At 64.2% G+C, this 15,803-nt stretch carries 8 protein-coding genes; all 8 read right to left on the bottom strand.

Annotation, left to right across the window (positions count from 1 at the left end):
* Window positions 1-1,380, bottom strand: a 1,380-nt coding sequence (locus DBR20_RS12725; protein ID WP_219927809.1) for a hypothetical protein, incomplete at its 3' end; no start/stop codon positions are given.
* Window positions 1,381-1,416: 36 nt separating this feature from the next.
* Window positions 1,417-2,907, bottom strand: coding sequence for a hypothetical protein (locus tag DBR20_RS12730; protein WP_108266424.1), 1,491 nt, complete (start codon window positions 2,905-2,907; stop codon window positions 1,417-1,419).
* A gap of 17 nt (window positions 2,908-2,924) precedes the next feature.
* Window positions 2,925-6,404: a hypothetical protein gene (locus DBR20_RS12735; RefSeq protein WP_146187001.1), complete on the bottom strand. Its 3,480-nt coding sequence runs from the start codon at window positions 6,402-6,404 to the stop codon at window positions 2,925-2,927.
* A 2-nt stretch (window positions 6,405-6,406) separates the two neighbouring features.
* Window positions 6,407-9,658: a hypothetical protein gene (locus tag DBR20_RS12740; protein WP_108266426.1), complete on the bottom strand. Its 3,252-nt coding sequence runs from the start codon at window positions 9,656-9,658 to the stop codon at window positions 6,407-6,409.
* A 75-nt stretch (window positions 9,659-9,733) separates the two neighbouring features.
* Complete coding sequence (locus DBR20_RS12745; RefSeq protein WP_108266427.1) at window positions 9,734-11,560, bottom strand: Hint domain-containing protein; 1,827 nt, start codon at window positions 11,558-11,560, stop codon at window positions 9,734-9,736.
* An 858-nt stretch (window positions 11,561-12,418) separates the two neighbouring features.
* A complete protein-coding gene (locus DBR20_RS21900; RefSeq protein WP_146187002.1) occupies window positions 12,419-12,847 on the bottom strand; it encodes a DUF4124 domain-containing protein in 429 nt (142 codons plus the stop codon).
* 254 nt (window positions 12,848-13,101) lie between these two features.
* A complete protein-coding gene (locus DBR20_RS12760) occupies window positions 13,102-13,437 on the bottom strand; it encodes a hypothetical protein (RefSeq protein ID WP_108266430.1) in 336 nt (111 codons plus the stop codon).
* A 616-nt stretch (window positions 13,438-14,053) separates the two neighbouring features.
* Window positions 14,054-15,760, bottom strand: coding sequence for an ABC transporter ATP-binding protein (locus DBR20_RS12770; protein WP_219927810.1), 1,707 nt, complete (start codon window positions 15,758-15,760; stop codon window positions 14,054-14,056).
* Window positions 15,761-15,803: the final 43 nt, after the last annotated feature.

Raw genomic sequence — 15,803 nt, forward strand, 5'->3', positions numbered from 1 at the left:
GTAGAAGCTCGGGATCGACATGCTGATGTCGATGGTGACGCTGCCGTCGTCCGCCTGCACGCGCGGCAGCAGTTCCGCCATCAGCCGCGACGGCTGCTGTGGCGCAGGGGGCGGCAACCCCAACAACGCACTGTCGCCGCCGAACTGGATGGAGCCGAACACCGAGCCCGTCAGCAGGTAGCTGTTCACAAGCTGGTTGGTGACCGGGCTGATGGTCTGCGTCGAGCCCCATACCCAACGGATGCCGACGTCCTTGAACGTCACGTAAGGCACGGGAGGAACCCAGGGCCTGTTCGAGGTAATGGTGAGGGCGAAGGTGACCAGCGAGAACGAGGGTGTCCGGCCCGCTTCGGCATCGTTGCGGAACTCCGCGTCCACCTCGGCGAAGTGGAACTCGCTCAACAGCGGGAAGTCCATCGGAATCGGCAACTCGACGCCGAACATCCGGGTGAGTGATGCCAGGCCCTGGGTAAGCGACGATGTCTCCGGGTCGAACTGGGAACTGAACACCCAATGGGTCCATGCGGTCAGTATCTGCGTCTGGAGGATGCCCGCCAGGCCGCCACCAATGGTGAACTGGCCGCCGAAAGCCAGGGAGCTCTGCCCGGTATTGCCGAAGATGGGCTGGATGAGCCGCTGGACAGTAATCGTGAGGAACAGGCCATCCACACTCAGGGGGGCGGGCCCCTGAACCCCTGGCACCGTGCTTCCACTGAAGGCGTTGCTTGGACTGCCCTGTGCAGTCAGCGCCAACAACGGGAAGTCATCAGCGCTGGCAGGCATTACCACGGTGCCACCCAACCGGAGCGGCCACGGTGACAGCAGCCCCAGCTTGCCGTCGATGTCCGGGTCGGCGAACTCCGGCAGCAGGCCTTCCATGCGCAACAGTTCGTCTTTGCCGCTGCGCGCGGAGAAGGACACGGACTTGACCACCACCGCATACGCGGGCTTGGAGCCGATCAGGTAGGAGGTCGTCCAGCGGATGCCAAGTATCCCGCGCTGGTCGACTGTTGCGCGCTCGCTCGCGGGCAGCGTCGGAAAGAATGCGGCGAAGGTCCACGGTTTGGAGTCAACCACGCGCAGGTTGAGCGAGAACAGCGCGCCGCTCACATACGTAAGTGTCGCCGCTACGGTGTATACGCCATCGGGCGTGCCACCTGGCACGCCGAACCGGCCCGACGCCGTCATTAACACACGGCTGTTGTCGCCAGACAACGTGGCGTTGTTCAGCGTCCATGACTGTGTGATGCCGAACAGGGCCAGCACCGGACGCAGTGCTGCCAGCGACGCGGATCCCTGCGCGGCCTGCCAGAGATCGATGGACTTGTCGTCGCCGTTGATGGCGTCGTTCAGTGCGGAATAGACGTCGCTGGCGGCCATGTGCAGGTCACGATGGGAAGGAGGTCTGGAGCGGGCTCATCGGAAGGTGCGCAGTCGACGTGCTGCGCCTGCGCCGACGACGCGTGTTGACAGCACGGCTGCCGACAACACAGGCGGAGAGAGCGGGGTCGCTGGGTGCGCCGGCGTTGACATGTGCGGCGGCGCTGTCGACTGTGCTTCGCCGAACACAACGTCCGCGCTCCGCAACGATCTGGACTCTGTGTCGAGAATGGGCCCATGACCGGTCACATCCGCGGCGACGGTGGTAGGTATCGCGCCGGGGCCCGCGAAACGATTGTCGGACGTTCGGGGCATGTACTTGTAGCCCGACATGGAATTCCCGCCGGTCCCCGATGTGACGAAGGACCAGCAGGCGTGCTGACTGACCCACGATGCCCCAGTTCGAATGAACGATGCTGCTGCCGATACCGTCGTTCCGGTGAACTGATACGAGAAACCGGGCAGTCCTCCGTAGTAGTAGGTCGTATAGACATTGGCCTTGGTCGTGAACGTGTGGTACCCGCGCGGAACACTCGCGCTGGTCGCCGCGTGGATCAATCCGATGTCCACGTTGAAGAGTGAAAAGTGGCCATCCACAAGATTCTCGTCATCAACAACCTCGCCGGTTGCCAGTGTCGGAAGAAAGTAGTTCACAAGTTCAAGCGACGGATGAGAGTGCTTCTGGAACGAACTAATGGTCGCGGTTTTTGCATTCGCTACCTTCACGAAGTCCTTCACTACGTCGATTGCCCTGTCGTTGGCAGCATTTCCGGACGCCACAGACAATCCCGTGGAGCGACTGCCATGGTGCGGAACGGTCACCATCAGGTTCTTTGCAAGCATGCGTGTTCCGAACGCATCATTGACCCAGGCCATGGTTCGATTGGTGGCATCGCCGCAGATAAGCACGGACTGATCACCATGGATCAGTGCGCATACAATCGAGACGCGATTCTTCAATTCGGCAATGGTTCCGAATCCGGTTCTGAAAAAAAAGCCAGGCTCATCATCGATGACATTGCCAATTAGCATGCCTACGTAAATGTTGGGTGCTACAGGATCGTCGGTCCAGATGATGCTTTTCCAAGTGCCGTCGGCCTTGTTGAACTGTGTCCCGTTGAAGGCAGGCGTGGTGAAGCTGGTGCAATAATTGTGCAAGTAGTTGAGTATGTTGAAGGAGTTCTTGGTGTAGAAGAACGAGCTACCTGCATACCATGTGTCCTTGATGGCGAGGGGTACCGTGGTTCGTGCAGCGTAGGCCTTGAGCACGAAGTACATCAGGCTGATGTGATCTCTATCACTATGCGAGAACACCAGAAGGTCGAGCGTCGGAGTATCCATCAACGCCAGCCTGCTGGCGATGTAGTCGATGTTGGTCTCGGTGTTGACGCTTTCTTTGTCGGTTCCGCAGTCGAACAGCAACGTGTGGATGATCTTTGCCGGCGTGCTGTCGTCATAAACGCAGGTGAACGTCGACTGTCCCTGCCCCACATCCAGAACCGTGGTCACCACGTTCCCGATCGCCATGCTCTGCTTTCCTTCTCTCAGGCAACCGGCGGGGTACGCCGGCTGTTGGCCAGGTGCCGGTCCATGGGAATGGCCAGCGCATCGGCCGCTTCATGCTGCAGCGTGGCCGCGTCCGGCTTGGCGTCGTAGGCCGCGTACCAGCCCAGCGACCCCTTCGCATCGTTCGGTGCGCCAAACAGCACCAGGTCGGCGTTGCCGGGCGGAAAGCTCCAGCACAGCACCGACAGCGCAAAGCGCCGCATCCAGAACTGGAACCCCGGCACGCCACCGCCGGCGTCGTACTGGATGAACTCGAAGCCGCGGAAGCCCAGCTTCAGCACTCCCTGCAGAGGCAGGCTGCCCCCGCCTGGGACGAACGAGGGGAAGCGGATCCCCACATACACCGGCGGGCTGTCCCCTGGGCCCGTGGACCAGGCGGCCAGCACGGTCATGCTCATGCCGATGCTGCCGGACAACGCGCCCAGCGAGCCCAGGTCCACCGTGTAGGTCAGGCCGTACCAAGGGGCGTTCATGGGCGTCTGGTCGAGGGGGCAGCCAATCGATACGAAGCCCATCTGTTCGGGCGTCAGCCCCTTCCCGTCCGCGCCGACGGTCGCGATCTCCAGGCCGCCGATGCGCAGCGGAAAACCGGAGGCCACGGCGCCCGCACGCGGCACGCTGTTGGCTGGATCCAGCGTGGTGGCGCTCTCGAACGCCGTGAACACCTGCTCGGTGGGTGCCGACAGACGGAACTGCATGCGCACGGACAGCCCGGTGAAGCGCAGATAGCCATCGTTGCCCTGCATATCAGGACCGTAGCCGAAGATGTCGAACGCGGTGTATTCCCTGAAGCGCAGGTTGCCCTGCAGGGTGAAGCTCGAGGTCACCGCGTCATCGTCATCGGCCGTGACGGTGTCGATGCGGACCGACTGCACCTGCACGCTGGTCATCGCCGATCCCTGCGCGTTGAACAGGTTCTGGCCCACCAGCGCGAAGCTGTACGCAGGCACGCCTGCCACGCGCTGGCAGGTTCCGTCCATGATCAGGTTGTTGCCGCGCGTTGTGTTCTGCTTCCCCAGCGGCGCACCGAACAGCGTGTTGACCATCAACTGACACTGCGCAGCGAAGTCTGCGATGCGTGCATTCGCGAAACGAAGCTTCAACTGCAACGTCTTGAAGCCGAATGGCACCGTGGTGGAAGGAATCAGATCACTCGGATCTTCATAGTCGATCAGCCCGAACGCCGCTGTCTGGCCGGGTTCGATGGTGCCGCTGCCGCCGATGGGGGTCACCGAGAACCCCACATGATGTGCATAGAACTTCTTCGGGTCGATGCCGGCGGCGAGGAAGCGCAGCTCGCTGGGCATCTTGCCCAGATCGACCGGGGCGTTGAAGAACAGCACGCCATTCCACAGCGGATTGTTCACAACCTCGTTGTAGAAAATCACGTACGGGTCACCCGGCACCGGCGGCACCGCCGACGCGCGCGTACGCAGGTCGTTCAGCAGAGCCTGCAACTGCGCCTGGGTCTGCCGTACGTCTCCAGCGGCCTGGCGCCAGCCCCATGCGCTGGTGTCGTCCACCAGATCTGCCAGGCTGCGATCGCAGTACTTGAACAGCATCAGTGTCGGGTCGCCCTGCGCTCCCGTCCGCCAGTCGGCGGGGTCCAGCCGGAAGGTCCAGCCGTCCAGCGTGCAGTCCAGCCCGTCGGGACCGGCGCCGCTCTGCTCCAGGAACTCCTGTGTGTCGGCCACCACGAAGAACAGCTGGTTCGACTGCAGCGCCTGTGCGAAACGCTGCTTGACCGGCGTGAACGACAGCGCCTGCGACGATGCAGGCAGATTGGCGAACAGCACCCCTGACCAGGCGGCACCGTCCCCGGAGAGCTGTGCAAGCAGCCCTTGCGGAGTGACAGCAAGCGCAGGCGCTGGCGGTTCTGCAGCCGTGCCCGCAGGCCCAGGCTCGGGTCCGACTGAAGTCGCGTTGGCTGACGGTGCCCCCTGGATGACGGCGCGGCGCACCGGCGCGAGTACCGCAGCCTCCAGTTGTCTGGCGAGCTCGATGTCCCTCGGCGCCAGCCAGCGATACGCGCCTGCCGGAAGCCACTGGCTGGAAAGATCACTCGCCGGGTCGTTGACGGGCAGCGTGCCCGACGGCATGGCGTGGAAGTCCAGGAAGCCCGCGCCCAGGTCGCTGGCGGCGCGGAACAGCGGGGCCTGCAGTGGTTGCGCGAAGTAGGTCAGGCCCGGCGCGGCCGCTGCTGGCACCAGGGTCATGTAGGCCGTGGTGGCTGCGGTACGCAGCGGTGACGTGCCGTCGGTCGGCGCCGGCGGCACCCACGCAGGTTTGCCGGCGGCGAACACGGCGACCTGGCCACCGGGAGCGAGCGAGGCATACTCGGCACCCGAGTTGCCGAACATCCACAGGTCCTGCTCGGCAGCGGCAGCTGCGGACGTGGCGCTTTCGGAGGTGGCGCTTGCGGCGAGCAGCGCCGCGCGGCGCTGCTGGACGCGCACGGGCACCACGACGTTGACCGAGAAGCTTCCGTCCGGTGTCAGATGAAAGACCTCGTTGCCTGCGCTCGGGCCTTCCACCGCGTAGACCGGGCTCCTGCCGAAGGCCAGCCGGCCCGACGGTACGCCCATCACCCCGCTGCGCGGTGTCAGCGTGGTGGTGTAGCCCAACGTGGTCATGAAGGCGCTGGCCAGCGCGTAAGGGGCGCCGCCCGCTGGATTGAGGTCGAGGTACGTGCGGCGCGCGTCCAGCAGCGCCGAAGGATCGAAGCGCAGCGCCGTCGTCAGCGTGCCCGATGCCAGGCGCAGCACCGGCATGGACAGGTACCGTGCCAGGTTCTGTGCCACGGCCTCGGCGTCGTCCGCAGCGGGCGTGGTGGCATAGCGCATCATCGCGCCGAGGCGATCAAACGGATCGGGCTGCTGTGCCCGCAGCTGCAGCGGCACACCCAAGGCACCTGCCGTGGGGCCGGCGAGCGCGAGTGTGGGCGTACCGGACGCGGTGAGGCTGAAGTCGCCATGGCTGAAGTTCACGCCCGCGGCGGGCAGCGACATCCCATACCCACTGGCGGAATTCTGCAGCGTAAGCCGGCTGCCCGCCGGGATGCCGACGGCGTAGTCGCCCAGCCTCCAGCGCACAGGCGTCACCGTGGCCCACGGGCCCTCTTCGGCGCCCTGGGGCAGTGCCGTCAGCGTCGCGATGGTCCAGTAGTTCCAACTGGTGTCCGCATCATTGGCCAGCCACGCAACCTTGACCAGCCCGGTGGGCGAAATCCGGGGTGCCAGCTGGGCCAGTTGTGCGGCGAACTGGCCGAGGTCAGCGGGTACCACCTGGGTGAACACGTAGAACCCCCCCCTGTCGGCCCAGGTCTGCGCCAGCGTGGCAGTGCCCTCGAACGCGGCGGACGCGCTGCACCAGTAGCCTGCAAACCTGCCGTCGGGCGCGGCACTGGTGACGTAGAGCCGGGATCCGCTGGACACCGCTGTGTAGACCGGGGCATCCATGATCAGCACAGGGTAATGCGGTCGCCGGGCAGCAGCGGCAGCGCGCTGAAGCCCCATCCCGGTGCGTAGACGGCCGCCGACTTTGCCTGCCAGTCGAGCATCACGGGGGCCGACAGCGCGGGCGTGGCTGCAAGCGGATCAAGCACGGCGCCGCCGAGTCCACGATCGAGCCGCACGCCGGTCAACGGTGCGGGGGTGGCCGCACCCAGCCGTCCGTACTGCTCGAGCAGATTGCCCAGCGTCGTCCCCACCGGCACCACCCGCTCAACGCCATCGAAGGTCACGCGCAGGCAGGCCTTGAGCACGGCGCGGCCACGGAAGTAAGCAACGTTGGCACTGGCCGATGGCGCGCTGGTGGCACTGCTGATGCCTGCGTAGCTTGGCGCGGCGGCGAGGACGAAGTTGTCGGTTGCCACCACGCTGCCCGGCCCACTGGGGGAAAGCAGTGCCTGCGGCACGAACAGGCGGTAGAACGATTGGGCGAAGGTGGGAAAGTAGAGGTCCGCCGCTTCGGCAACGCCCTGCTCCAGTCCGTCGGTGGGCCTGGCCACGGGCGGCGTCACGCTCAATGCACCGTTGCCGACCAGTTGGCCGAGGAATGCATCGAAACCTGCACTCCACGCGCCGTTCGCGCTGATCACGCTGCCGATGTCGTAGTCGATGGAGGCAGCGCCGACGTAACCGCTCAGCCAGGAGGCCTGGGTCTGCCCGGGCACGCTCTGGTACGGATTGGGCACGACGCGGAGCACCATGCCGGGGCGCAGGTCCACATATCCCTGTGGCACGCCCGCCTGCGGGAACGCGAGGCCGAATGCGTAGTACAACTGCTCGGCGAACGTCTGCGGGAACGCCCTCCCCAGCACCTGCTGCAGCTGCACGATGCCCCATGGCACGGCACCTGCGGACTCCACCTCCTTGAGGAAGGCGGCGACGTCGCCGGCCAGGCCGGTGCGTACGGTCTGCGCGGGTGCGAATGCCCAGGGGTTGTTCGTGCCTGACGTGTTGGAAATCGTCAGTGTGTACGGATACGCAGCGCTGTTCCTCGCCGGGTCGGTATTGGCGCCGAGGGTGAATGCTCCCTTCTGCGGCAGCGGCGTGGTCAACGGCGTGCCTGCGCCGATATCGGGCAGGTAGAGCGTCACCTCCTCGCCGACCATCGGGAAGCCTGCGGTGGTCGTAGTGGTGACGGTGGTTGCTGTGGTGATGACGGTGGCCGGATAGACGAACGGCGGAGCGGTCGTGGCGGCGTCTGCCGACAGGTAGAACCCTGCGGAGAAGATCGGAGGATGATTTGCCTGCAGGCCACTGTCGCCGTTCCACAGCCCCTGCACGACCGCGCGATAGGTGGTCGTGCCGACCAGTTCGAAATCCGCCGGAAACGCGACCGTGCCGGTCGTCGCACCGGCCGGGGCGCTGGCATGGCTGACCTCGGTGCAGGTGCCACCGGCGTCGGCCATGATGGCGATGCGGTACCCGGTAGCACCTGCCAATGCAGCCCAGTTGACCGTGACCTGCATCGTCGCGGCGTCGAACTGCGCGCTGACGACGGTGGCGCGCTGTGTTGGCAGTCGGTGTGGCGCGGGCGTCGGACCTGCGATGCGGCTGCCCGCCGAGACGATCAGCGGCGTCACCGCCACGGCGAGGTCGGCACCTCCGGGCAGCGCGGAATCAAACGTGTAGGTGGTGCCCGCCTGGGTGATGGGCGCGCCGTTGCCGGAATCGATGCTGTAGCTGGTGGCGTTGGTCACCGCGCTCCACGATAGCGTGCAGCGCTGGGATACGGCATCGGTCACGGCGGTCAGGCCTGCAACCTGGGCGACCAGCACGGTGGTCGCGGCGCTGGACGGCCCCACCGCGCCCTCGGGCCCCACCGGCGACACGCTGGCCGTGCAGCTTTTGCCAGGGTCGGCCACAAGCACCCTGCCCTGCGCGGCCTGCCCGCCCGCCACCTGCACGCTCGCGACCACGCTGTCGGCCGATGACAGCGAGAGCACATAGGCAGCCGGTACAGGGGCGCCGGCGGCCAGTGTCCACGCGACGTCGAGTGCATTTCCCTCGCAGATGGCCGCCGTCACGGTGGCCGGCGCGACCGGAAGACGCCAGGGTGCGCCCAGCGCGGGTGCCGTGCCCTGCGTGCCGGTTGCGAGTACGCGGATGTTCCAGGCCTTCGTCGGATCCAGGCCTGCGGCAGGCAGTGCGCTGTAGGTCGCCTGACGCGCGCCTGCTCCGGCGAACGTCTGCGGATACGAGGTGGACGGGTTGGCCGCGTCGTACACCTCGACGGTGAACCCTGTAACGGCTGGGTCTGTCGCAGTGCTCCATGCCACCGCGATCGTCGCATTGCCCGGAGCGAAGGCTGCGCTGGTGAGCTGCGGCGGTGACACGACGACCGGGCTGGCGGGCGTGGCCACGCCTACACCCGCGTCGCTCAGGGCGAGGATGCGCAGGGTCGAGCCGGGCGCGAAACGATCCTCGAGGTACAGCACGCCGGACGTGCTTGCTGCGCCAGGCACGTCGACGTACCTGTCCGGATTGCCCTCGGGGTCGTAAGCCTGCACCCGATAGTGGGTGACGCCGGTGGACGCGGCCAGCGCCGTCCAGCCCGCACGGATGATCCCGCCCAGCGCGTCGCTTTCGTAGCTGGCCACCGCACCTGCCAGCGTCGGCTGGGGTGAGGCCAACAACGGTACGGCGGAGCGTGCCGCATACAGCGCATCGCCGTCGTCACTGGACACCGTCCCCGTCGCAGCGACCTGCAGGTTCCACTGCTGGCCAGTGGCCAGATCCACGCCGGGAATTTTCGTCCACCAGGTGGACGCATCCGGCACCGTCGCGGTGAATGGGCTGCCTGCGCTGCCATACACCTGCAGGAAGTAGCCCTGGCTGGCCTGGTCACTCGGCTCCCATTCCACCAGCATGTCCGTTCCATCGAAGTAAGCTGCCTGCAGGACCGGCACGCGGGTAATGAGCGGCACGAACTGGCTGGTCTGGCCCTGCCCCGGCGTGTTGCCCCACATCGTGGACACCTGCACGAAGTAGCTCGTGTTGGTGTCCAGCGCCCCGCCGGGCAGGTTCAGGCTGCCGGTCTGGGTTGGCGTCCCCGTCGGCGTGAAGCTCGCGGTGATGAACGGTGTCTGGGTTCCGAAATACACCGTCACGACGTAGGCCGTGATGGAGGCGTCGCTGACGCCTGACCAGGTCACTCTGAGCGTGGCGCCGTTGAGGTAGACGCTCTGGATAGTGGGTGCGGCCATGCTTCCGGTTCCTGCAGGTACGAGGAAAGAACGAAGGCCGCGCCCAGCACGGACGCGACCATGGCTGGCGTTACGTCACTTGCCGATGAATCGCCTGTATTCTGCGCGCCACTTGTCGTCGGGCAGCCGGCGCTCCACTTCGGCCTTGTCGGCCTTCAGGCGCTGGAGTTCATCACGCTCCATCTGCCACTGCGAGATCGAGTCGCCCACGAAGATGCCGCCGGCGGTATGGGTGCGACCGTCCGAGCGCGCTTCGTCGAACCACCCAAGGCGCAGGCTGTAGACCTTGCCCGTGTACTCTTCAGTGGTCGCCGATACGATCCGGGCTTCGCCCTTGTCGGTCCGCACGACATCGCCGACCCGCACATCGCGCGACATCACCAGGCCTTTGGTGGTGAGCACTGGGTGTGTGCCGGTGATCAGCAGGTCATGGCCGCTGCTGGTCTTCAGTCGCACCATCGGGCGCAGCTCGACACCGCTGGCCGTGCCGAGCACGGTGCGCACGTCGCCGGTGGCGGTCCTGATCTTCGGCTGGTTGTCCGCGGTGATGCTCTCTACCGGCACCTGTTGGCCATCGGCCAGTTGCACCAGGGTGCCTGCAGCCAGGCAGCTGTCTTCGAGGAAGATGCCGGGAATGCCGAGGTTGCCCGGTGCCATGGGCGGTGAGTAGGCGCTGCTGAAACTGAGGAAGCCGGTGTTCGGCCCGGAGGTCGTCTGCAGCGGCGTCTCGATGTAGAACATGTAGTTCATCGGGCGGCCGCCCGTGTACCGTGTGCAACTGCTGGGATCGACCATGGACAACTGGGCCAGATTCCACTGCAGGGTGGACTTGTCGGCCGATACAGACCAGCCGGTGCCAAGCGGTGCGTTGTTGCTGAACACGCAGCCACCGCCACCCACGGGGTCGTTGATGGTAGCCGTGAACCTGCCCTCCGTGGCGTAGGAATCGCCGACCGTGTTGCTGCCGAAGACCGCCGTGCCCGCCGATGGGAAGAACACCGTGCTCGCCGGGCGCAGCGTGTTGTTGTAGTAATCACAGGACTGAGCGCTGCCGCGCTGGAAGCAGATCTTGATCGGCTGCGGGTTGGGGACGAGCGTGGTGCTGCCCGTCAGATACTGGGTCGTACCGTCGCTGTTGAGGACGCAGCTGGAGTTGGGGTCGCTCTGGTTCGTGCGGACACAGTAGTTCGGCGCGGTCATTGTGCCGGTGGAGGCGGGCACCATCTTCGTGGTGGTGACCAGCGTCGTGTTGCTGGTGTCGCCCTGGCTGGTGACGAAGGTCGCCACGGCCGCCACGTTGGCGTTGGCTGGCAACTGGCCGGTTACTGACACGCTGAAGTCGGTGCCACCGGCATATTGTGCGTTCGTGTTGGTCGCATAGACGATGTTGTTGGCTGTATCCACCAACTGCATGGTGATCGTGGTCTGCGTGGTACCGCCGATGACGGACGAGTATCCGGTGGCGGTGTAGACGTTACTGCCTTCGCTGCCGAAGTTGCTGATGATCTCGATGTCCTGCGGGCCGCCAGCAACGGTCGCCAGCATGGGTTGGGCGAGCATGTCCACTGAGCGCGTGCCACGGAGCTGCTTTTTTGAGCGCACTGCCGCGGCGTTCACGGAAGACAGCGTCTGCGGCGCGGTGCTGGCGGTGCGGCCCGCTGTGGCGAGTGCCAATTGCGTGAAGGCAAGCTGCTGTGGGTCTGCGAGATTGAGCCTGTAGGGCTGGCCCGGCTTGACCATGCCCATTACGTGAGCAAAGGCTTTTGCCTCTTCGTCGCTCATCTTGCGCGGTGCTTGCGCGGCTGGCTGTTGTGCGGATGCGGGCTGCGCGGACGCGGAGCCCGCGGCGCAGAGCACGCCGAGCATGCCCAGCGCGAAGCAGGACTTCAGACTGATTCCCATCGTATTCCCTCCTGGATTCCCCTGAAGAAGGCGCTGCCGTACCTCGCGTGACGACGCATGGCGGCCTTCCGGCAAGCTGCTTGATTGCTGTCTAGACAACCCCTGGAACGCGATCCTTCGCGCACTGCCGTTACACCGCCCCTTGACGCGAGGTTATCGTGTGGTCAGCAGCAGGAAGGACAATGCCATCAAAGCCCGGAACGGTGTTTCAGCAGACCGCAATGACGACCCCTGGGCGGCGGACATCGCCCGTGACCCTCAGCTCTTCACGGACGCGCCAATCATTCTGGTGCCGATGAAGAGGCGGTTGGGATGACGAGGTACGAACAGCGTTGTGCAGCCCCAGCAACGAATCTCATCGCCCTTGCAATCTTCATGCCATGCACATGTTCCGGGGAAAGAACATTCCCGACTCTTGTGCGCGGGCGCCTGCTGCGCGGAATCCAATTAATAATGAAAATAATCTCAGCGTCAACCACTAAAACGTGGGCGCGTCACATTTCGAGTTTGTCATGCGGGTGTTTGATGTCATCTCGACGCCATCTATGGGGATGCAATTGGTCCTTGATGGACCGGCCCCGCGTGAGGCGGCGACGGGGTTCGGCTATGGATCATGCGAAGAGCGCGAGATCGAAGATCTGGCCCACCACATAAGGAACCGCGCTTGGGTGACCGTCTGATTCTGTCAGCCCCGCGCGCGAGCCCAGGACAGGAAGCCAATGATCTGTACTTCGGAAACACACTGCTTCATGTCCAATCTCTGTCCTCTTGGAGATCGAGCGCCAGATTGCCGCACTACTCAAAATCGGGGAGCGTCACCGCTTTCGTAGGGCCACCGCCGCTATGCACCCAGCAGGGTCATTTGCACGCTTCATAGACCATATCGTCCATTCGACGACTGAGCATGAAAGTGCGATGCAATCCGACCTGTCGGTAGACGCGCTCCCGCTCGACCTTGGCGTTCTCGCAGCGTTGACCGTCGCGGTACTGCGAAATGTGATGCAGCTGGCCGCCGCCGTTGCTACTACGATAGGTCTGCAGCGGCGGAGGCCGGGTGGTGGCGGCGTTTTGCTGCCGCATGGCATCTATGCGCCGCTCATTTGCGATGACCGCATCTGACCTGGGCGCAACTTCAGCATTCCACGTCTTGACCGGAGCACCATCGGCGCATGGCATGGACTGATATTCAGTCCCAGCCTTGGCGACGCACTTGTATATCTGCTGCTGAGCGCCGACTGAGCCAGCAGCCGCAGTTAGCAGCAAACCTGCTGAAACCCTTTTGAGCATGAGCTCCCCCTTGTAGCCGGGGAAAGCTTACCGCTTCCGCTGTGTCGCTGGCGAGCGAACGCCCGATCCCATGATCCCTGGTGGCCGCAATAGCGATTCTGGACCGACTCAGGGAGGTTTCCCATGGGGTGCGATGCCCTCCCCTGTCCGTTGGATCACGATCCGCTTCCGGCCAGGAGTGGACATCCAGAAATTTCGAATCAGCTGTATGCATAGCGCTATCACGTCACTTCTCTTCAGAAGCACACCACCCTTCACTCCTCCGGCCCCAAGTCATGCCTCCTGATTGCTTGTTTTTCAAACAACCCGGAAATCGCATCCGTCAGGTTTCCCAGGCAGTTACCAAGCCTCATTAGCGCGATTCTTAGATCTATGATCGCTGCCACTACTGAATCGTCGTCCTTGCTCTCCAAGGCTTTCTCAGTCCTTGACAATGCATCGACAAATCCACGGATGTCGGTCTCCAAGTCCGAGTTTGCTTCCTTGGCCTCATTCTCCAGATCGCCCACCTCCTGCTCTGTATACCTTGGGCACTTCTCGGCAAACTGCAAGACAATCTGGTAAGCGCGCGACACATTCAAGCTCATCATTTTATATTTATCCTTCGCCCTTCCTGAAGGGCGGTTTCCGTTTTCGATTGATTGAGTGAGCCATCCAGATTCAGGACGCCCTTTGCCTTGCCGTTGCGATCAAAAACCTCGAGATGATTCCTGTGCGCGGCATCGAGGCAAAGATAGTCATCCTAAACCGTTACCCGACTGCGCTGTCGCTCTTTCGTACATTCACCATTGAGGGGAACAAGAGCGCCTGTGCTGTGGCGATGACGGATGACGATGGTGAATTCGTAAAACCGCCCGCCGAGGCGGCCAGCACGGGTCACGCCACATCGCGCCGGGCCCGCTCATCAGCTTGGGACTGCGCCGCGTCTGCAGATGCATCAGTATCTCCTGCCCGGTGGTTGCCAGATTCACCAATGGCAGCGCCGGGCACAGCGCGGTGCCCAGCCACAATTGCTGGATCCAGGCCCGGCGCGGTGGACGCAATAGCGCGTGTACCACCGATCCACGTTGAAGGCTTCCAAGCACTGCTAGATGCCCGCCGTGGCAGCGCAAAACTCATGCTCACTGTACTGGCGCCGCTTGGGAGAGCGACAGCAGCGTGCCAATGGCGATCCGAGAGAGTATTTATACGCAACTGCATTGAGAGTCATTTGAGATTGGAGGCTGCATTCGCGCAGCCCTGTCGCCCCGACGAAACGTGAGTTCGATCGCTCGCGAGGTGGATGACATGGTCGGTGGCGGTCACGACGCTCCATCGATGTGTGATGGCCAGTACAGTCACCTCCTCGGCCAATTCGCGGATGTGGGCAATGATCTCTCGTTCGGTGACCTCATCCAGCGCCGAGCTCGCTTCATCCAGGAACAGGATCGCGGGCTCTCCATAGAGCGCACGCGCGATGGCGATGCGCTGCCGTTCACCGCCGGAGAGTTTCAGGCCGCGCTCGCCCACCGTGGTCTCAAAGCCTTCGGGAAGGGAGTCGATCAATGCCAGGATCGACGCCTTGTGGGTGGCGTGGCGCAACCGGGCGTCGTCACGCGGGCGCCCCAGCAGGATGTTGTCGGCCAGGCTCTCGTTGAGCAGGATCACATCCTGGGGAACGACGGCGACGGCGGCGTGCCACGCGGCACGATCGATGTGGGCCAGGTCAGTGCCATCAACCAGGATGCGACCTGCCTGGGGCTCGATCGACTTCAGTGCCAGCTTGAACAGCGTTGACTTCCCTGCCCCGGTCTCCCCCATCAGGAAGTTGATGCCACCGCGCTCTGCATGGAAGGATGCATCGCGGACACCGCGGCCATTGCCGTAGCGATGGCTGACATGCTGGAACTGGATCCGGCCGCATTCTCCCTGGAATCGGCCGGCGTTCGCTGCCTGCCGTTCTTCGGGTGCCGCCCACAAGGCCGACAGTGGCGCCAGCAGGGTCCAGGAACGGGCAACGTCATCGATCGAGCGCGCGATCATCTCGAAGGGCATGTTGAGCTGCAGCAGCAGCAGATTGAACAGCACGATGTCGCCGACACTCAGGTCACCGCTCTGGTAGCGCGGCAGCAGCAGCGCGAAGGTGACGATGAACTCGACCGCCAGGCCAATGCCCAGCAGCGCGATGAAGCCGATCCGCTGCAGCACATAGGCGCGCCAGCTGTCGCGGACCTCCTGGGCCTTCTGTTCGAAGCGCTGGATCATCCACGCGCTGCCGCCGAACTGCCGCAACGTCTCCATCGCGTTCATCGCATTGCCGACGAAGCGCGCATTCTGCTGGCCCGCCTCGACAGCCGCCTCACGATGGATCCGCGCACGGCGGGTGGCGATGGCCGAGAGCGTGACGGCAACAGAACCGTAGCCCAGCACGATCGCCATTACCTGCAGGTTGATCAGCGCGCCCAGCGTCACCAGGGTCAGCAGAATCTGTAGTGCGCTGGGAATGAACACGACCAGGCCGAGCTGGACCACGATCTTCAAGGCGTTGCGTCCCTTTTCCCCGGCGGCCTGCAGTTCTGCTGCGTTGTAATCCAGGAAGAAGCTGTGGGTCTTCTTCAACAGGCGCGCGAAGTAGCGGGTGCTGGTGATGAAACCAAGGTTCTCGCCACTGAGGAATGACAGGTACTGCACGGTGTTCTGCAGGACGCTGCCGGCGCCGAGCATCATCGCGTAGAGCAGGAACCATCCCGCCAGTTCACGGATGCCCTCCGCGCTGATGCGGTCGATCAGGCGCGAGAACAGATACGGCGCCGCCACCGTGGCCAGGCTGGAAAGCACGACGATGGCGGCGATCAGCAGCAGCAGCCTGCGGTCCGCCTTCCAGTACGCGGCGAGGATCTCGGTGACCGGCGGAGGCAGCGCGAACATTCTCATCAGCGTCGGTCCGGCATCGGTGCAATGACTCCCGTGTGGCGGT

Origin of the sequence: Stenotrophomonas sp. HMWF023 (assembly GCF_003060985.1) — a bacterium.
Taxonomy (GTDB): Bacteria; Pseudomonadota; Gammaproteobacteria; order Xanthomonadales; family Xanthomonadaceae; genus Stenotrophomonas; species Stenotrophomonas lactitubi.

What these genes read in the sequence shown, in the direction of transcription:
- DBR20_RS12730 (WP_108266424.1), bottom strand. Translation starts at nt 2,907, where the DNA reads ATGGCGATCGGGAACGTGGTGACCACGGTTCTGGATGTGGGGCAGGGA.
- DBR20_RS12735 (WP_146187001.1), bottom strand. Translation starts at nt 6,404, where the DNA reads ATGGATGCCCCGGTCTACACAGCGGTGTCCAGCGGATCCCGGCTCTAC.
- DBR20_RS12740 (WP_108266426.1), bottom strand. Translation starts at nt 9,658, where the DNA reads ATGGCCGCACCCACTATCCAGAGCGTCTACCTCAACGGCGCCACGCTC.
- DBR20_RS12745 (WP_108266427.1), bottom strand. Translation starts at nt 11,560, where the DNA reads ATGGGAATCAGTCTGAAGTCCTGCTTCGCGCTGGGCATGCTCGGCGTG.
- DBR20_RS21900 (WP_146187002.1), bottom strand. Translation starts at nt 12,847, where the DNA reads ATGCTCAAAAGGGTTTCAGCAGGTTTGCTGCTAACTGCGGCTGCTGGC.
- DBR20_RS12760 (WP_108266430.1), bottom strand. Translation starts at nt 13,437, where the DNA reads ATGATGAGCTTGAATGTGTCGCGCGCTTACCAGATTGTCTTGCAGTTT.
- DBR20_RS12770 (WP_219927810.1), bottom strand. Translation starts at nt 15,760, where the DNA reads ATGAGAATGTTCGCGCTGCCTCCGCCGGTCACCGAGATCCTCGCCGCG.